At 66.6% G+C, this 17,850-nt stretch carries 16 protein-coding genes; 14 read left to right on the top strand and 2 right to left on the bottom strand.

Features of this window, described 5'->3' with window-relative positions:
- Positions 1-55: 55 nt before the first annotated feature.
- On the top strand, positions 56-1,513 hold the full coding sequence (rpsA, locus tag ACQFZP_RS04725; protein ID WP_104252919.1) for a 30S ribosomal protein S1: 1,458 nt from the start codon (positions 56-58) through the stop codon (positions 1,511-1,513).
- A 153-nt stretch (positions 1,514-1,666) separates the two neighbouring features.
- Here the strand turns inward: rpsA and ACQFZP_RS04730 are convergent, their stop codons facing one another.
- Positions 1,667-2,311 (bottom strand): DUF4126 domain-containing protein, encoded by a 645-nt coding sequence (locus tag ACQFZP_RS04730; protein WP_211890478.1) that lies wholly within the window; start codon positions 2,309-2,311, stop codon positions 1,667-1,669.
- 155 nt (positions 2,312-2,466) lie between these two features.
- Between ACQFZP_RS04730 and coaE the strand changes: the two genes are divergently transcribed.
- Together coaE and ACQFZP_RS04740 are read left to right on the top strand one after the other, a co-directional pair.
- A complete protein-coding gene (gene coaE / locus ACQFZP_RS04735; RefSeq protein ID WP_211890479.1) occupies positions 2,467-3,102 on the top strand; it encodes a dephospho-CoA kinase in 636 nt (211 codons plus the stop codon).
- A gap of 79 nt (positions 3,103-3,181) precedes the next feature.
- Positions 3,182-3,433 carry a hypothetical protein gene (locus tag ACQFZP_RS04740; RefSeq protein ID WP_249312037.1) on the top strand — a complete coding sequence of 84 codons (252 nt, stop codon included), beginning with the start codon at positions 3,182-3,184 and terminating at the stop codon, positions 3,431-3,433.
- Positions 3,434-3,445: 12 nt separating this feature from the next.
- On the opposite strand, the gene ACQFZP_RS04745 is transcribed toward ACQFZP_RS04740, so the two are convergent.
- Entirely contained in the window at positions 3,446-4,168 is a 723-nt protein-coding gene (locus ACQFZP_RS04745) for an IMPACT family protein (RefSeq protein ID WP_211890480.1), read from the bottom strand.
- A gap of 145 nt (positions 4,169-4,313) precedes the next feature.
- On the opposite strand from ACQFZP_RS04745, the gene ACQFZP_RS04750 reads away from it, so the two are divergent.
- From ACQFZP_RS04750 to ACQFZP_RS04800, 11 genes are all read left to right on the top strand, one after another.
- Positions 4,314-4,850: a Dps family protein gene (locus tag ACQFZP_RS04750; RefSeq protein WP_104311920.1), complete on the top strand. Its 537-nt coding sequence runs from the start codon at positions 4,314-4,316 to the stop codon at positions 4,848-4,850.
- Between the two features lie 91 nt (positions 4,851-4,941).
- Positions 4,942-7,020 (top strand): excinuclease ABC subunit UvrB, encoded by a 2,079-nt coding sequence (gene uvrB / locus ACQFZP_RS04755; RefSeq protein WP_104311919.1) that lies wholly within the window; start codon positions 4,942-4,944, stop codon positions 7,018-7,020.
- Positions 7,021-7,082: 62 nt separating this feature from the next.
- The gene (uvrA, locus tag ACQFZP_RS04760) at positions 7,083-9,956 is read left to right on the top strand and encodes an excinuclease ABC subunit UvrA (protein WP_211890481.1); all 2,874 of its coding nucleotides are present in this window, start codon (positions 7,083-7,085) and stop codon (positions 9,954-9,956) included.
- Positions 9,956-11,878, top strand: coding sequence for an excinuclease ABC subunit UvrC (gene uvrC, locus ACQFZP_RS04765; protein WP_211890482.1), 1,923 nt, complete (start codon positions 9,956-9,958; stop codon positions 11,876-11,878). The genes uvrA and uvrC overlap by 1 nt, the downstream gene beginning before the upstream one ends.
- A gap of 58 nt (positions 11,879-11,936) precedes the next feature.
- Positions 11,937-12,824, top strand: coding sequence for an RNase adapter RapZ (gene rapZ / locus ACQFZP_RS04770; RefSeq protein WP_068481863.1), 888 nt, complete (start codon positions 11,937-11,939; stop codon positions 12,822-12,824).
- 71 nt (positions 12,825-12,895) lie between these two features.
- On the top strand, positions 12,896-13,873 hold the full coding sequence (whiA, locus tag ACQFZP_RS04775; protein ID WP_068481866.1) for a DNA-binding protein WhiA: 978 nt from the start codon (positions 12,896-12,898) through the stop codon (positions 13,871-13,873).
- Between the two features lie 184 nt (positions 13,874-14,057).
- Complete coding sequence (gap, locus tag ACQFZP_RS04780; protein WP_258068117.1) at positions 14,058-15,059, top strand: type I glyceraldehyde-3-phosphate dehydrogenase; 1,002 nt, start codon at positions 14,058-14,060, stop codon at positions 15,057-15,059.
- A 31-nt stretch (positions 15,060-15,090) separates the two neighbouring features.
- Positions 15,091-16,302: a phosphoglycerate kinase gene (locus tag ACQFZP_RS04785; protein WP_211890484.1), complete on the top strand. Its 1,212-nt coding sequence runs from the start codon at positions 15,091-15,093 to the stop codon at positions 16,300-16,302.
- Positions 16,296-17,084: a triose-phosphate isomerase gene (gene tpiA / locus ACQFZP_RS04790; protein ID WP_151423456.1), complete on the top strand. Its 789-nt coding sequence runs from the start codon at positions 16,296-16,298 to the stop codon at positions 17,082-17,084. The genes ACQFZP_RS04785 and tpiA overlap by 7 nt, the downstream gene beginning before the upstream one ends.
- Before the next feature lie 81 nt (positions 17,085-17,165).
- A complete protein-coding gene (gene secG, locus ACQFZP_RS04795) occupies positions 17,166-17,423 on the top strand; it encodes a preprotein translocase subunit SecG (RefSeq protein ID WP_104241218.1) in 258 nt (85 codons plus the stop codon).
- Positions 17,424-17,792, top strand: coding sequence for an RNA polymerase-binding protein RbpA (locus ACQFZP_RS04800; protein WP_104311913.1), 369 nt, complete (start codon positions 17,424-17,426; stop codon positions 17,790-17,792).
- Positions 17,793-17,850: the final 58 nt, after the last annotated feature.

The raw sequence follows: 17,850 nt of genomic DNA on the forward strand, positions 1-17,850 counted from the left end.
TTGCCGAGAGCAGCACATCCGGGCCGACTTATAGCCCACCTGGAGCATTACCTACATGACCACCACCACGACCGAAAAGGCAACCAAGCAGGTCGCCATCAACGACATCGGATCTGCTGAGGACTTTCTTGCCGCGGTCGAAGAGACGCTGAAGTTCTTCAACGACGGGGACCTCATCGAGGGCACCGTCGTTCGCATCGACCGCGACGAGGTCCTCCTCGACGTCGGTTACAAGACCGAGGGCGTCATCCCCTCGCGCGAGCTTTCGATCAAGCACGACGTCGACCCCACCGAGGTCGTTCAGGTCGGCGACACCGTTGAGGCCCTCGTTCTCCAGAAGGAGGACAAGGAAGGCCGTCTGATCCTGTCCAAGAAGCGCGCACAGTACGAGCGCGCCTGGGGCGACGTGGAGAAGATCAAGGAAGAGGACGGCGTCGTCACCGGCACCGTCATCGAGGTCGTCAAGGGCGGTCTCATCGTCGACATCGGCCTCCGCGGCTTCCTCCCGGCCTCGCTCATCGAGCTCCGCCGTGTGCGCGACCTCACGCCGTACCTCGGTCAGGAACTCGAGGCCAAGGTGCTCGAGCTCGACAAGAACCGCAACAACGTCGTGCTCTCGCGCCGCGCGCTCCTCGAGCAGACCCAGTCCGAGACCCGCTCGAACTTCCTCAACAACCTCCAGAAGGGCCAGGTCCGCAAGGGTGTGGTCTCCTCGATCGTCAACTTCGGTGCGTTCGTCGACCTGGGTGGCGTTGACGGCCTCGTGCACGTCTCCGAGCTCAGCTGGAAGCACATCGAGCACGCCTCCGAGGTCGTCGAGGTTGGCCAGGAGGTCACCGTCGAGATCCTCGAGGTCGACCTCGACCGCGAGCGTGTCTCGCTCTCGCTGAAGGCAACGCAGGAAGACCCGTGGCAGGTGCTCGCACGCACGCACGCCATCGGTCAGATCGCACCGGGCAAGGTCACGAAGCTCGTTCCGTTCGGTGCGTTCGTTCGCGTCGCAGACGGCATCGAGGGCCTCGTGCACATCTCGGAGCTCTCCAGCGGCCACGTCGAGCTCGCCGAGCAGGTTGTGTCGGTCGGCCAGGAGCTGTTCGTCAAGATCATCGACATCGACCTCGACCGTCGCCGCATCTCGCTCTCGCTCAAGCAGGCGAACGATGGCGTCGACCCCGAGGGCACCGAGTTCGACGCAGCGCTCTACGGCATGGTCTCCGAGTACGACGCCGAGGGGAACTACACGTACCCCGAGGGCTTCGACCCCGAGACCAACGAGTGGAAGGAAGGCTTCGACGCACAGCGCGAGGCTTGGGAGCAGGAGTACGCTCTCGCCCAGACTCGCTGGGAAGCGCACAAGAAGCAGGTCGCATCCGCAGCCGAGATCGAGCAGAACGTCAGCGCCGTCGCGCCGTCGAGCTCCTCGAACTCGTTCGCGAGCGAAGCAGCTGGCGCAGGAACGCTTGCCGACGACGAGTCGCTTGCCGCCCTCCGCGAGAAGCTCGCAGGGAACTAGTTCCCCGCAGCACCACTGCATCCGAAGGCCGGTCCCAGTTCTGGGGCCGGCCTTCGGCCGTTGGGGAGAGAGGCGCGGATACCGGCGCGAATGCGACGCCCGGCCGCTGAGAAGCGGCCGGGCGTTGCTGCGTCCCAGCGGGGCTCGTTCTGGTCAGGCGGTGAAGCCCGGGGCCGGCGGGACCGGGGGAGCGGCAGTCCCCGACCTGGCAGCGCGCGCATCGCGCACGCGCTTGAAGCTGCGGAACAGCAGCCAGGCGAGCACACCGAGCATTGCGAGCATGACCAGCACGAACAGCGGCACGAGAATCGCGGAGAAGAGCAGCCCGACGCTGATGGCGTCCTCGCCGACGCTCAGGATCGGGGCGGCCGCACCAGCTGTCACGACGTTCGCCGCGGCTCGGGTGCTGCTCTTGGTGAGGTGGGTCAGCAGGGCGATGCCGATCCCGATGACCACTGGCACCCACGCGTTGCTCGTGAAGAAGCTGGCCGGGTCCTGGATGGCTGCGGTCGAGCTGGCGGTGCCAGCCCCGAAGACGATGCCGCCGGAGGTCGGGCGGATGACCGTCTGGATCCAGTCGTTGACGTGGTCCAGCGCGGGGACCTTGTCGGCGACGAGCTCGAGCACGAGCAGCACGCCGACGATGATGAGCACCCAGTCGTTGCTGAGCCAGGCCCAGCCTGCTGGAAGCGCGATGAGGTCGGTGAAGCGGGCGAGAAGCCCGATCCCGAGCAGTGGGATGAACGCGTTGAGGCCGCTCGCCGTCGCGAGTCCCAGGCCGGTCAGAATTTCAAGCATGTGTCTCGTGCCTCCTGCGTCCCAGTCTGGCACGCGATCAGCCCGGGGGCGGGTCGTCCCGGGATGCCGGAGGGTGCTCTCGGCCGGAGCGCAGTAGCGTTGGCCACACGACGATGCCCGTCGGAGGGCATGCGCAGACGAGAGGACAGCACATCATGGTCACCATCGCGCTGACCGGGGGAATCGGATCCGGCAAGACGACCATCGCCAACCGACTTGCCGAGCTCGGCGGCGTGATCCTCGACGCCGACGTCTTCGCGCGCGAGGCCGTCGCCGTCGGCGCTCCAGCGCTTCGACAGATCGTCGCGCGCTTCGGACAGCAGGTGCTCCTGGCGGACGGCACACTGGACCGTCCCGCACTCGGCGCGCTGGTCTTCGGCGACGACGAGGCACGCGGGGCACTCAACGACATCGTGCACCCGGAGGTGCGTCGCCTCACGGGGGAGAAGCTCGATGAGGTGCTCGCCGACGACCCGGCGGCCCTTGTCGTGCATGTCATCCCGCTGCTCGTCGAATCGACGAGCAACTACGACTACGAGGAGATCTGGGTTGCGGATGCGCCGGCCAACGTCCGCGAGGAGCGTCTCGTCGAAGGTCGCGGCATGACACCGGAAGACGCGCAGGCTCGAATCGCATCGCAGGCGAGCGATGACGAGCGGCGTCGGATCGCCGACGTGCTCATCGACACGAGCGCCCCCCTCGACGAGACACTCGATCAGGTCGACGCCGAGTGGCGCCGGCTCACGGCCGCGAGCCTTCGAGCACCGGAGACGCAGACCTACGGAGTCTGACCGACGGACGCGCGCCTGGTCCTGACAGTGGGCTGACGATGGGGCGTCCTGGGCGCTCGGGAGTTCTAGCATGAGTCCTGTGGGGGCGCTGAGTCATCTGCAGTTCGATTTGCAGAGCCCTGTCTGGCGCCACTTCCTCGTGGAGCTCGGCCGCATCGCAACGGTGATCCGGTACGACGAGCGCGGACACGGGCTGTCAGACCGCGGTGTGACCGACCACAGAGCGCGAGTGGCTGCACTGGACGCAGACCTGGCGGCACTCGCCGACCGTTCCCTGCAGGACGGCCAGATGAACTGGGAGTACCTCATGGTGACGGCTTCCCGGAGGTGACGCGTGCACGCCCTAGGCGAGATCGACCCACTCGGCGCCGAGGGGGACGAGCGAGCCCCGGCCGGCGGTGACCGCCGCCACCTCGGCAGCCAGCCGCCCGCGCGCGTCAGGCGAGTCGGGGATGGCCAGGCTCAACATGGCTGTGGCTCCGGCGTAGTCGGTTCCGGCCACGAGCACGCCGCGGACGCGCAGCTCGTTCTCCCACTGACCTGCGGTGGCGTGCGGCGCTTCGAGACCGAAGACCGCCCTCGCCTCGCGCATCGCGAGTCGTGCGAGCTGCAGGGTCGCCGAGACGGACTCCGAGTAGGCGCGCACGAGCCCGCCTGCCCCGAGCAGAACGCCGCCGAAGTACCGCGTGACCACAGCGACGACGTCGCTGAGGTCGGCCGAGGACGGGATGCCCCGCTCGCGCTCGTGCAGCACGAGCGCCTCGAGCATGGGCGTCCCAGCCGTCCCGCCAGGTTCGCCATCATCGTTCGAGCGCTGGACATCCCGCCCGGCACCCAGCACGAACGCACTGCAGTGATGGCGCGCGAGTCGGTGTGCGGCCCGCCGACCGGCGATGACCGCCCTTGCCTCCGCTTCGCTCTCCACTCGCTGGAGGCGGCAGATGAACCGGGAGCGGCGGATCTCGATCTCATTGTCAAGCGGACCCAGATCGGCGAGTACCCCGTAGCTCGGCGCCGAGTCGGCACGCCCGCTCGACGGGCTGCCCCCTGACTGTGCGGCGCGCATCCCGGCAGTCTACGGCGGTCGCCGCGCATCCTCGGCAGTCCTCCGACCAAACGTTCAGACCTGGCTGACAAGGTTGGTCTTCCCCCGCACTGAACGGGACTCATCGACCGGGATCCGCGACGCGCGCTCCCAAGAGAGGACTGAGATGACCACAACAGCCTCAAGCCAGCACACCGAGAACGGCGAGTACACCGTCCCCGGGCTCTCGCTCGACAAGGGCCACGAGATCGGCGAGCTCCTCCAGCTTCGCCTCCACGCCCTCAACGACCTCCACCTCACGCTGAAGCACGCCCACTGGAACGTCATCGGGCGCGACTTCATCAGCGTCCACGAGATGCTCGACCCCCAGATCGAACTCGTTCGCGGTTACGCCGACGAGGTCGCGGAGCGCATGGCGACCCTCGGCGTGCCGCCGAACGGACTGCCGGGCGCGCTCGTCCAGGCCCGCACCTGGGGTGACTACGAGGTGTTCCGCGCAGGCACCCGTCAGCACCTCGAGGCGCTGGACCACGTCTACGTGGGCGTCATCACCGACCACCGCGAGGCCATCAAGCGTCTCGACGACCTCGACCTCGTGACCCAGGACCTGGTCATCGGCCAGGTGTCCGAGCTGGAGAAGTTCCAGTGGTTCATCCGCGCACACCTCGAGAACACGCAGGGCGTGCTCTCGAGCGAGGACTAGTCCGCGCCGACTGCACATCGGGGCCTCCGTGATCGCGCAGAGCGCATCACGGAGGCCCCGAAATGTCGCAGCCGCCACGTACACTTGTTCTATGCAAGCAACACGCAGCGTCCGTCCCTTCGAAGTCGTCAGCGAGTACACGCCGAGTGGCGACCAGCCGAAGGCCATCGACGAGCTTGCGAGTCGCATCAATGCCGGCGAACCGGATGTCGTCCTGCTCGGGGCGACCGGAACCGGAAAATCCGCCACGACCGCGTGGCTCATCGAGAAGCTGCAGCGCCCGGCCCTCGTGCTAGCGCACAACAAGACCCTGGCGGCGCAGCTCGCGACGGAGTTCCGCGAGCTCATGCCGAACAACGCCGTCGAGTACTTCGTCTCCTACTACGACTACTACCAGCCGGAGGCGTACGTCCCGCAGACCGACACCTTCATCGAGAAGGACAGCTCGGTGAACGAGGAGGTTGAGCGGCTCCGGCACTCCACGACGAACTCGCTCCTGAGTCGCCGCGACGTCATCGTCGTCTCCACGGTCTCCTGCATCTACGGCCTCGGGAAGCCGGAGGAGTACTTCAACTCGATGCTCGCGCTCCACGTCGGAGACCGCATCCCGCGCCAGGAGCTGCTCCGGCGCTTCGTCACCATGCAGTACCAGCGCAACGACGTTGCCTTCCAACGCGGCACCTTCCGAGTTCGGGGCGACACGATCGAGATCATCCCCGTCTACGAGGAGCTCGCGATCCGGATCGAGATGTTCGGCGACGAGATCGAGGCGCTGACGGCCCTCAACCCGCTGACCGGTGACGTCGTCCGCTCCATGGACTCCGTGAGCGTCTTCCCTGGCTCGCACTACGTGGCAGGTGCGGATGCGATGCAGCGGGCCATGGGCCAGATCCGCGACGAACTCGACGATCGCCTCGGCGTCTTCGAGCGCGAGCAGAAGCTGCTCGAAGCTCAGCGGCTCCGCATGCGAACCTCCTTCGATCTGGAGATGATGGAGCAGATCGGCTTCTGCTCCGGCATCGAGAACTACTCGAGGCACATGGATGGTCGTGCGCCCGGCGAGGCCCCGCACTGCCTCATCGACTACTTCCCGGACGACTTCATCACCGTCATCGACGAGTCGCACGTGACCGTGCCGCAGATCGGCGCGATGTACGAGGGTGACGCCTCGCGGAAGCGCACGCTCGTCGACCATGGATTCCGCCTGCCGAGCGCCCTCGACAACCGACCGCTTCGGTGGGACGAGTTCAGCGACCGCGTCGGTCAGACCGTGTACCTGTCGGCGACGCCGGGCAAGTACGAGCTCGCGCAAGCTGACGGGTTCGTCGAGCAGATCATCCGCCCGACGGGGCTCGTCGATCCGCAGATCATCGTGAAGCCGTCAAAGGGCCAGATCGACGACCTGCTCGAGGAGATCCGAGTCCGCGCAGATCGCGACGAGCGAGTCCTCGTCACGACCCTCACCAAGAAGATGGCAGAGGAGCTCACTGACTTCCTCGGCGAGAACGGCGTCCGCGTCCGCTACCTGCACGCCGACGTCGACACGTTGCGCCGGGTGGAGCTCCTCTCGGAGCTTCGTGCCGGACTCTACGATGTGCTCGTCGGCATCAACCTCCTCCGCGAGGGCCTCGACCTGCCGGAGGTGTCGCTCGTCGCGATCCTGGACGCCGACAAGGAGGGGTTCCTGCGCTCCAGCACGTCCCTCATCCAGACCATCGGACGCGCCGCCCGAAACGTGACTGGCGAGGTGCACATGTACGCCGACCGCATCACCGACAGCATGGCGCAAGCCATCGAGGAGACCGACCGGCGCCGCGACCGCCAGCTCGCCTACAACAAGGAGCACGGCATCGACCCGACCCCGCTGCGCAAGAAGATCGCAGACATCACGGAGTCGCTCATGCGTGAGGGGCAGGACACCGAGAACCTCCTCGCATCTCGCGGCAAGGGCGACAACAAGCGGCAGACGACACCTAAGCTCAAGCGAGAGGGTCTCGCCGCATCCGGCGCACGCGAGCTCGAGAACATGATCTCGGACCTCAACGCGCAGATGCTCGACGCGGCCAGCGAGCTCAAGTTCGAGCTCGCCGCCCGCCTCCGCGATGAGCTCTCGGCGCTGAAGCAAGACCTCCGGACCATGGAACGAGCCGGGCACGTCACCAAGGGGTGACCGCGGCCGCGCGCCTCTGACGGGCGCACAGCATCCACACGAATAGAGAACCTGAAAGAGCTATGGCCGTCCTTCCTCCCTCCTCGCAGCTGCGCGTCCAAGGCGCCCGCGTCCACAACCTCAAGAACGTCGACCTCGAGATCCCACGCGACAGTCTCGTCGTGTTCACGGGCCTCTCCGGGTCGGGGAAGTCGTCGCTCGCCTTCGACACCATCTTCGCGGAGGGCCAGCGACGATACGTCGAGTCGCTTTCCGCCTACGCGCGGCAGTTCCTCGGCCAGGTCGACCGACCCGACGTCGACTTCATCGAGGGCCTGAGCCCTGCGGTCTCCATCGACCAGAAGTCGACCAACCGGAACCCGCGGTCGACGGTCGGCACGATCACGGAGATCTACGACTACCTCCGCCTGCTGTGGGCGCGAATCGGCGTGCCGCACTGCCCGGTCTGCGGCGAGGTCATCCAGCGGCAGACCGTGCAGCAGATCGCCGACCACCTCATGGAGCTCGAGGACGGCACCAGGTACCAGGTGCTCGCGCCCGTCGTGCAGCAGAAGAAGGGCGAGTTCGTCGACCTCTTCCAGTCGCTCTCCGGTCAGGGCTACGCGAGGGCGATGGTGGACGGCGAGCGAGTGCAGCTCACCGACCCGCCCAAGCTCAAGAAGTCGTTCAAGCACGACATCTCGGTCATCGTCGACCGCCTCGTCGCCGCCGACGACGTGCTCGGCCGCCTGACCGACTCGCTGGAGACGGCGCTCCGACTCGCGGACGGCCTCGTGCAGATCAACTTCGTGGATGCGGAGGGTGACGATGCGTGGACCACGTTCTCCGAGCAGCTCTCCTGCCCGAACAACCACCCCATCGCGCTCACCGAGATCGAGCCGAGGACCTTCTCCTTCAACGCTCCGTTCGGCGCCTGCCAGACCTGCGACGGCCTCGGCACGCGCATGTCCGTCGACCGCGAGCTGCTCATCGGCGACCCACTCGACTCGATCGCGGATGGCGTCATCCTGCCGTGGAGCTCCCAGGGCAAGAGCCTGTACCAGTACTACGAACGCCTCCTCCTCGGGCTCTCGGAGCAGATCCAGTTCAAGCTCACGACTCCATGGAAGAAACTCCCAGAGGAGGTCCGCGAGGCCATCCTCGAGGGGCGCGAGTACGAGGTCAAGGTCAAGTACCGCAACCGCTTCGGCCGGCAGATGACGTACAGCTCGGGTTTCGAGGGCGTCATGCCCTACATCGAGCGCCAGTACGCCGAGGCGGAGACCGACGCGACCCGTGCCCGCTGGGCTCAGTATCTGCGCGAGATCCCGTGCTCGGCGTGCAACGGGGCGCGCCTGCGCCCCGAGGTGCTCGCGGTCAAGGTCCACGGCCGCTCCATCGCCGACGCGACGACACTGAGCCTCGCCGACTGCCTGGACTTCATGAACACGGTCGAGCTCACCGACCGGGAGGCGAAGATCGCCGCGCAGGTCCTCAGGGAGATCCGCGCCCGCCTCGACTTCCTCATCGAGGTCGGACTCAGCTACCTCGACCTCGCTCGTGCCGCGGGAACGCTCTCCGGCGGTGAGGCCCAGCGCATCCGCCTCGCGACACAGATCGGGTCCGGCCTGACCGGCGTGCTGTACGTCCTCGATGAGCCGTCCATCGGTCTCCACCAGCGCGACAACCGGCGACTCATCGAGACCCTCGTCAAGCTGCGCGACCTCGGAAACACCCTCATCGTCGTCGAGCACGACGAGGACACCATCCGCACCTCCGACTGGATCGTGGACATCGGGCCGGGAGCGGGGGAGCACGGGGGCGAAGTCGTCCACAGCGGCTCCGTCGCCGACCTCGAGAAGAACACCAGGTCGATCACGGGCGACTACCTCTCGGGTCGCATGGGCATCGAGACGCCCAAGAAGCGTCGGAAGTACGACAAGAAGCGAGAGCTCACCGTCGTCGGCGCCAGGGCAAACAACCTGAAGAACGTGCAGGTGAGCTTCCCTCTCGGCATCCTCACCGCGGTCACGGGTGTCAGCGGGTCCGGGAAGTCGTCGCTTGTGAACGACATCCTCTACCGGGTGCTCGCGAGCAAGCTCAACGGAGCACGCGCCGTCGCCGGCAAGCACACGCGCATCACCGGCGTCGACCAGCTCGACAAGGTCATCCACGTCGACCAGAACCCCATCGGCCGGACTCCCCGCTCGAACCCGGCCACGTACACGGGCGTCTTCGACCGCATCCGCACGCTCTTCGCGGAGACGAGCGAAGCGAAGGCGCGCGGCTACCTGCCTGGGCGCTTCAGCTTCAACGTCAAGGGCGGCCGCTGCGAGGCGTGCTCGGGAGACGGCACGCTGAAGATCGAGATGAACTTCCTCCCGGATGTCTACGTCCTGTGCGAGGTGTGCGGAGGATCGCGGTACAACCGCGAGACCCTCAGCGTGCACTACAAGGGCAAGAACATCGCTGAGGTCCTGCAGATGCCGATCGCCGAGGCTGCGGACTTCTTCGAGCCCATCACGGCCATCCACCGGTACCTCTCGACGCTCGTCGAGGTCGGTCTGGGCTATGTGCGCCTCGGGCAGTCGGCGACGACGCTCTCCGGCGGCGAGGCGCAGCGCGTCAAGCTCGCCACGGAGCTCCAGCGCCGCTCCAACGGACGGAGCGTCTACGTGCTCGACGAGCCCACCACCGGCCTCCACTTCGAGGACGTCCGCAAGCTCCTGAAGGTGCTGGGCGGACTCGTCGACAAGGGCAACACCGTCATCGTGATCGAGCACAACCTCGACGTCATCAAGTCCGCGGACTGGCTCATCGACATGGGGCCGGAGGGTGGCTCAGGTGGCGGCACCGTCGTCGGCGTCGGCACCCCCGAGAAGGTCGCCGGCATCGCGGAGAGCCACACGGGCCAGTACCTCAAGGAGATCTTCGACCGGGAGGCAGCTGGCCGCTGATGGCGAACGTCCTGCCATATCGTCCCGCGACGGGCGACATCCCCACAGCCCCCGGGGTCTACAGGTTCCTCGGGGACAACGACCGCGTGCTCTACGTCGGGAAGGCCAAGAACCTCCGCGCGCGCCTGAGCAACTACTTCGCGCCACTCGAGCGGCTGCACGAACGCACGCGGCACATGGTGACGACGGCAACTCGTGTCGAGTGGACCGTCGTGCGCACCGAGACCGAGGCCCTGCAGCTCGAGTACACCTGGATCCAGGAGTTCTCGCCGCCCTTCAACGTCAAGTTCAAGGACGACAAGAGCTACCCGTTCATGGCGGTCACGCTCGGCGACGAGGCGCCGCGCGTCCTCGTCACCCGCAACCCGAAGATCCGCGGTGCCAGGTACTTCGGTCCGTACCCCAAGGTATGGGCGGTCAACGAGACCATCGACCTCATGGTCAAGGCGTTCCCGATCCGAACCTGCAACGACTCGAACTACAAGCGCGCCATGCAGAGCGGACGCCCGTGCTTCCCGGGCCAGATCGGCCGGTGCGGAGGGCCCTGCAGCGGACGCGTGACCATCGCGGAGCACCGCGTGATCGTGAACGAGTTCGTGCGGTTCATGGAGAGCTATGACCGCAGCCTGCTGACGACGCTGCAGGAGGAGATGAAGCTCGCAGCCAGCGAGATGCGCTTCGAGGACGCAGCCAGGCTGCGTGACCGCATCGGAGCGCTCGAGAACGTCCTGGAGAAGAGCGCGGTCGTCCTGCCGGACAACGTCGACCTCGATCTCTTCGGCATCGCGGAGGACGAGCTGAGCGCATCCGTGCAGCAGTTCACGGTTCGCGGCGGCCGCATCCGCGGCGTTCGCAACTGGGTGCTCGACAAGGAACTCGACACCGACCTGGGAACGATCATCGACCAGACGATGCAGCGCGTCTACGGCAAGGACGGACTCTTCCCGCCAGGTGAGATCATCGTGCCGGCCTTGCCCGACGACTCCGAAGCCCTGTCGGAATGGCTTGAGGCGACCAGACAGGCCAAGGTGAACCTGCGAACGGCGCAGCGGGGCCCGAAATCCGAACTCCTCAAGACCGCGACGATCAATGCCATGGGGTCGCTCGCGCAGTACAAGCTCAAACGCAGCAGCGACTACGTCGCACGATCGGATGCGCTCACCGAGCTGCAGAATGCGCTGGGCTTGGCCGAGGCGCCGCTTCGCATCGAGTGCTACGACATCTCGCACCTGCAAGGCACCGGCATCGTCGGCTCCATGGTGGTCTTCGAGGACGGCCTGGCGCGGAAGTCGCACTACCGGCGCTTCAACATCGCGTCGTCGACGGACGACACGGACTCCATTCGCCAGGTGCTCGCGCGGCGCCTCGCCTACCTGCGCGACGACGCGACACCGGCCGATATCGTCGAGGACGCAGCCCTCTCCGCGGATCGCGTGAAGGCGTCGACGCAGGAATCCACACGGGCCAAGTTCGCCTACCGACCGCAGCTGCTGCTCATCGACGGCGGAGTGCCGCAGGTCAACGCGGCGCAACGCGCGCTCGAGGAATCCGGGGTGCGTGGCATCGCCGTCGTCGGCATCGCCAAGCGGCTCGAGGAGCTCTGGCTCCCGGACGACGACTTCCCGGTCATCCTCCCTCGAGGGTCCGAAGCGCTCTTCCTCGTGCAGCGTCTTCGAGACGAGGCGCACCGCTTCGCGATCCGGCATCAGCGCACGAAGCGCAAAGCCGACATCGGCACGGTCCTCGCGGACATCCCGGGCCTCGGGCCGACGCGCGTCGCCGCCCTCCTCAAGAAGTTCGGCTCGGTCAAGAGACTCCGGGCGGCCACCGTCGAGGAGCTCACGAGCGTGCAGGGAGTCGGAGAGGCCACGGCGACCGCGATAACCGAGCGATTCGCGCGAGAGCAATCGGCGGAAGCGTGAGAGACGCACGCTCCGGCTATGTAGGCTGGTGTTTTAGTCCACGGGAGGTGACCTGCGCATGAGTTCGGCGGAGATCGACGGCGAAGGACGCCAGCACATCATGATCGTCACCGGCATGTCCGGTGCGGGGCGGTCCACGGCGTGCAAGGCGTTCGAGGACCTCGACTGGTTCGTGGTCGACAATCTGCCCCCGCAGATGATCAGGCCCCTCATCGAGGTCGCCGGAAAGGCGCGAGACTCGCTCCCGAAGCTCGCCGTCTCGGTCGACGTGCGTGGCGGCCACCTCCTCGAGGAGTTCACCGCGCTCGTGGGCGGGCTCAGGGAGACGCACGAGGTCGACGTTCTCTTCCTCGATGCGACCGACGGAACGCTCGTGCGACGGTTCGAGGCTGTCCGGCGCCCGCACCCCTTGCAGGGCAACGGCACGATCCTCGATGGCATCGCCCGCGAACGCAGCCGCCTCCAGGAGATCCGCGAGGCGAGCGACATCGTCATCGACACCTCGGAGCTCAACGGCCACCAGCTGGTGACCCGCATCGTCAAGCGCTTCGGCGAAGCCGACCAGAACAAGGTCGCCGTGACGGTGCAGAGCTTCGGCTTCAAGTACGGCATCCCCACGGATGCCGATCTGGTCGTCGACATGCGCTTCCTGCCGAACCCTTTCTGGGAGCCGGAACTCCGCGCCTTCAACGGCCGCGACAAGCGCGTCTCCGACTACGTCTTCGACCAAGAAGGTGCAGACGAGTTCCTGACCCACTACATTGAGATGCTCGACCCCGTGCTGCGGGGTTACGAACGTGAGAACAAGCGGCACGTGACGCTGGCCGTCGGATGCACCGGCGGCAAGCACCGCTCGGTCGCCATGACCGAGCGCATCGCGAGCCTGCTGCGCGAACGCGATGACACGATCATCAGCGTGCGGCACCGCGACCTCGGTCGCGAGTGACTCCCGTTCCATCTCGCATTCGCGACGACGCTTCGTCGCGCCCACTCACTCTGATCCATGGAGGTACCCCGGTGACGCTCACCGCCGATGTCAAGCACGAGCTTCTGCGCACGCGCGCAGCCACAACCCAAGCTCGTGCTGCCGAGGTCGCGTCGCTCCTGAGGTTCGCGGGTGGCCTGCAGCTCATCTCGGGGCGCATCGCTGTCGAGGCGCAGCTCGATTCCGAGATGCTCGCCCGACGACTCGGCCGAGAGCTCCTCGAGCTGTACGGCGTGCGAGCCAAGATCTCCATCGTCGCCGGCTCAGGTGCCAGACCGGGGGAGAGCTACCTGCTTCGAGTCCTCGAGAACGGCGAGACGCTCGCCAGGCAGACCGGACTCATGGACGCGCGACGACGCACCGTTCGCGGACTCCCGAACCGACTCACCACCGGCAGCCAGGACGACCTGACCGCTGTCTGGCGAGGCGCGTTCCTCGCAGCCGGGTCCCTGACCGATCCGGGCCGGTCTGCGTCGCTCGACATCATCACCCCGAACTCCGAGACGGCGATGGCCCTCGTCGGCGCGGCCGGACGACTCGGCGTCTCGTCCAAGGCCCGCGAGGTCCGTGGCGTGCACCGCGTCGTCATCCGCGACGGTGATGCGATCAGCGCGATGCTGACCGTCATCGGAGCCCACGCGACCGTCGAGAGCTGGGAGAGCCTCCGGCAGCGCCGCGAGACGCGCGCGACCGCGAACCGGCTCGTGAACTTCGACGACGCGAACCTGCGGCGCTCCGCTCAGGCTGCCGTCACCGCCTGCACACGCGTCGAGCGGGCGCTCGAGATCCTCGGCGAGGGAGCACCGGACCACCTCAAGTACGCGGGGCAGCTGCGTCTGGCGCACCGCGAGGCCTCCCTGGACGAGCTGGGGCGCTACGCGGATCCGCCCATGACGAAGGACGCCGTCGCCGGCCGCATCCGTCGCCTCCTCGCGCTTGCGGACAAGCAGGCATCGGACCGCGGCATCCCCGGCACGGAGTCCAACCTCCCCGTGCTCGACGAGCTCTGATCACCGCGCCGAACAGCTCTGCCCGTTTGGTCACCTCCGCGCCCGCCCATGGGACTAGGCTGACGATGTTGAACGGGCCTGCCCAGCAGACCGTTCCCACGATTTCGGTGCGATGGTGCACCCGGCCACTTGTGGCCACACAGTCCTGTCAAATCGGAGAAACAACAGGAAAAAGGAGCATCACGTGACGAAAATCGCCATCAACGGTTTCGGACGCATCGGACGCAGCTACGCACGCGCACTGCTGCAGGATGACAACAACCTCGAGCTCGTTGCAATCAACGACCTCACCGACAACAAGACCCTTGCACACCTCCTCAAGTACGACTCCACGGGTGGCAAGCTGAAGAACGACATCTCGTTCGACGACGACGCCATCTACGTCGACGGCAAGAAGATCACGGCCACGGCCGAGCGCGACCCCGCCAACCTGCCCTGGGCAGAGCTCGGCGTCGAGATCGTCATCGAGAGCACGGGGCACTTCACCGACCCCGACAAGGCTCGCGCGCACATCGCTGCAGGCGCCAAGAAGGTCATCCTCTCGGCTCCCGCTTCCGGACCTGCCCCGACGTTCGTCTTCGGCGTGAACCACACCGAGTACGACCCCGAGAATGACGACGTCATCTCGAACGCGTCGTGCACGACGAACTGCCTCGCGCCGCTCGTGAAGGTCTTCAACGACAAGTTCGGCATCGAGTCGGGTCTCATGACCACGGTCCACGCCTACACGTCCGACCAGAACCTGCAGGACGGCCCCCACAAGGACCTCCGTCGTGCACGTGCGGCCGCGCTCAGCATCATCCCCACGTCCACGGGTGCGGCGAAGGCCATCGGCCTCGTCATCCCCGAGCTCGCGGGCAAGCTCGACGGCTTCGCACTCCGCGTGCCCACCGAGACCGGCTCGATCACCGACCTCACCGTCGTCTCCAAGACGCCCGTGACCGTCGAGGAAGTCAACGCCGCGTACAAGGAAGCCGCCGAGGGCGAGTTCAAGGGACTCCTCATGTACAACGAGGAAGACATCGTCTCGCGCGACATCGTGGGAGAGAACCACTCCTCGATCTTCGACGCGCCACTGACCAAGGTCATCGGCAACCAGGTGAAGCTGTCGTCCTGGTACGACAACGAGTGGGGCTACACCGTTCGCCTCGTCGACCTCACCGAGTACGTCGCGAGCAAGCTCTAACCACTTCGGCAACAGAGGAAGGATCGCCAACATGGCGCTTCGCACAATCGAGAGCCTTGGCTCCCTCACGGGAAAGAAGGTCATCGTCCGCTGCGACCTGAACGTGCCGCTGAAGGAGGGCGTGATCACCGACGATGGTCGGATTCGCGCCTCCCTCGGCACGCTCCGCCTCCTCCTCGACCAGGGTGCGCAGGTCATCGTGATCTCGCACCTTGGTCGGCCCAAGGGGGCACCTGAACCGCAGTACTCGCTTGCTCCAGCCGCCTCCCGGCTGGGTGAGCTCCTCGAGATCGATGCCCCTCTTGCCGCCGACACGGTCGGCGAGGACGCACAGCGCCTCGTCGGCGGTCTCGAAGACGGCCAGCTGGTCGTCCTGGAGAACCTCCGCTTCAACCCGGGTGAGACGAGCAAGGACGACGCCGAGCGCCGAGCCTTCGCCGAGCAGCTCGCGAGTTTCGCGGACGCGTTCGTCTCGGACGGCTTCGGAGTCGTGCACCGCAAGCAGGCCTCGGTGTACGACCTGCCCCAGCTCGTGCCGAGCGCCGCGGGACTCCTCGTGGCCAATGAGCTCGAAGTGCTCGAGCGTCTGACCTCGGCCGTCGAGCGGCCGTACTCGGTGGTACTCGGTGGTTCGAAGGTGTCGGACAAGCTCGGTGTCATCGAGCATCTCCTCCCGAGGGTCGACTCGATCCTCATCGGCGGGGGAATGCTGTTCACGTTCCTTGCGGCCCAGGGCCACAAGGTGGGCTCCTCCCTCTTGGAGTCGGACCAGCTGGACACCGTTCGCGGGTACCTGGCGGACGCCGAGCAGCGTGGAGTCTCCATCGTGCTGCCGAGCGATGTCGTCGTCGCAGCATCGTTCTCGGCGGACGCCGAGCACGAGGTCGTCCCCGCAGATGGCATCGAGGACAGCAGGTTCGGAGCCTCAGGAATCGGACTCGACATCGGACCGGAGACGGCCAAGGCGTTCGCCTCGGTCATCCGAGATTCGAAGACCGTGTTCTGGAACGGGCCCATGGGCGTGTTCGAGTTCCCCGCGTTCGCCGAGGGAACCCGTTCCGTCGCAGACGCCCTGACCGACGTCGACGGCCTCTCGGTTGTCGGCGGCGGCGACTCCGCAGCAGCCGTGCGCACGCTCGGCTTCGCAGATGACAGATTTGGCCACATCTCTACTGGTGGCGGTGCCAGCCTCGAGTTCCTCGAGGGCAAGCAGCTGCCCGGATTGCAGGTTCTCGGATGGTAACGACTCGCACCCCGCTCATGGCGGGCAACTGGAAGATGAACCTGGACCACCTCCAGGCCATCGCGTTCACGCAGAAGCTCGCGTGGGCGCTCAAGGACGCGAAGCACGACTTCGACGATGTCGAGGTCGCGATCTTCCCTCCCTACACCGATCTGCGGAGCGTGCAGACGCTCGTGGACGCCGACAAGCTCTCGCTGAGCTACGGCGCCCAGGACGTCTCCGCCCACGACTCGGGCGCGTACACGGGTGAGATCTCGGGCGCGTTCCTGAGCGCTCTCGCCTGCAGGTACGTCATCCTCGGACACTCCGAGCGACGCACGCTGCACGCGGAGACCGATGAGGTCGTGGGCAGCAAGGTGAAGGCCGCGCTGAAGCACGGCCTCGTCCCGGTCATCTGCGTCGGCGAGACGTCGGAAGACCTCGAGAAGTTCGGTGCAAGCGCCGTCCCCGTCGCTCAGCTGAAGGCTGCGCTCGAGGGCGTCGAGGGTACCCCGGACCTCGTGGTCGCCTACGAGCCGGTCTGGGCCATCGGATCCGGACAGGCCGCGACCCCCGAGCAGGCGCAGACCGTCGCCAAGGCGCTCCGCGATGCGCTCGAGGAGCTTCTCGGCGAGTCGGTGGCAGCGGCCACGCGCATCCTCTACGGCGGTTCCGTGAAGTCGGACAACATCGCGGGCTTCATGCGCGAGCCCGACGTCGACGGCGCGCTCATCGGCGGCGCGAGCCTCAAGGTCGACGAGTTCAGCGCCATCGCGCGGTTCCGTCAGCACGTCGGTTCCTAGTCGCAAACGGCAACCATCTATACTCGGACGTGGCCTGTTCACTCAGGCCACGTCCGAGTCCGTTCATCTGAGAGGGATTCCGTGGATATTCTCCTCGTCATCCTGCAGGTCGTGTTGGCCATCACCAGCGTCCTGCTCATCCTGTTCATCCTGTTGCACCGCGGACGAGGCGGCGGACTCTCCGACATGTTCGGCGGGGGCATGGGGTCGAACCTCGGCGCCTCCGGTGTCGCCGAGAAGAACCTGAACCGCATCACGGTGACGCTCGCCGTCATCTGGCTGCTCGCCATCGTCGCCATGGGCATCATCACCCGCATCCAGACGGTCGTGGTGAGCTAGGTGGCACAGGGGGGCTCAGCGATCCGAGGATCGCGTGTGGGTGCCGGACCCATGGGGGAGATGGACCACGGAGTGCACGCTGCGCGCGTGTCGATCTCCTACTGGGATGCGCTCGGCAATGAGACCGTGAGGCACTACTCTGCGGAGATCGCAGAGGACGACATCCCCGAGCTCATCGACTGCCCGATCTCCGGCCTGCCCGCCGGCCGCGACCGGGACAACCCACCGGCGGCCACGAAGGTCGCGCCCTACAAGACGCACCTCGCGTACGTCAAAGAACGACGAACGAACGAGGAAGCAGAACGACTCCTCGACGAGGCGCTCTCGAAGCTGCGGGAGCGCCGCGGGAAGACGACCACCAAGGGCTGACTCGCCCCGCCGCCTGAACAGGCTGGCGTGGCAGGTACTGCGAAACATGGCTCCGGCC

The organism is Pseudoclavibacter sp. Marseille-Q434, from assembly GCF_050315415.1.
In the GTDB taxonomy this organism is placed as follows: Bacteria; Actinomycetota; Actinomycetes; order Actinomycetales; family Microbacteriaceae; genus Pseudoclavibacter.

What these genes read in the sequence shown, in the direction of transcription:
- rpsA (WP_104252919.1), top strand. Translation starts at nt 56, where the DNA reads ATGACCACCACCACGACCGAAAAGGCAACCAAGCAGGTCGCCATCAAC.
- ACQFZP_RS04730 (WP_211890478.1), bottom strand. Translation starts at nt 2,311, where the DNA reads ATGCTTGAAATTCTGACCGGCCTGGGACTCGCGACGGCGAGCGGCCTC.
- coaE (WP_211890479.1), top strand. Translation starts at nt 2,467, where the DNA reads ATGGTCACCATCGCGCTGACCGGGGGAATCGGATCCGGCAAGACGACC.
- ACQFZP_RS04745 (WP_211890480.1), bottom strand. Translation starts at nt 4,168, where the DNA reads ATGCGCGCCGCACAGTCAGGGGGCAGCCCGTCGAGCGGGCGTGCCGAC.
- ACQFZP_RS04750 (WP_104311920.1), top strand. Translation starts at nt 4,314, where the DNA reads ATGACCACAACAGCCTCAAGCCAGCACACCGAGAACGGCGAGTACACC.
- uvrB (WP_104311919.1), top strand. Translation starts at nt 4,942, where the DNA reads ATGCAAGCAACACGCAGCGTCCGTCCCTTCGAAGTCGTCAGCGAGTAC.
- uvrA (WP_211890481.1), top strand. Translation starts at nt 7,083, where the DNA reads ATGGCCGTCCTTCCTCCCTCCTCGCAGCTGCGCGTCCAAGGCGCCCGC.
- uvrC (WP_211890482.1), top strand. Translation starts at nt 9,956, where the DNA reads ATGGCGAACGTCCTGCCATATCGTCCCGCGACGGGCGACATCCCCACA.
- rapZ (WP_068481863.1), top strand. Translation starts at nt 11,937, where the DNA reads ATGAGTTCGGCGGAGATCGACGGCGAAGGACGCCAGCACATCATGATC.
- ACQFZP_RS04785 (WP_211890484.1), top strand. Translation starts at nt 15,091, where the DNA reads ATGGCGCTTCGCACAATCGAGAGCCTTGGCTCCCTCACGGGAAAGAAG.
- tpiA (WP_151423456.1), top strand. Translation starts at nt 16,296, where the DNA reads ATGGTAACGACTCGCACCCCGCTCATGGCGGGCAACTGGAAGATGAAC.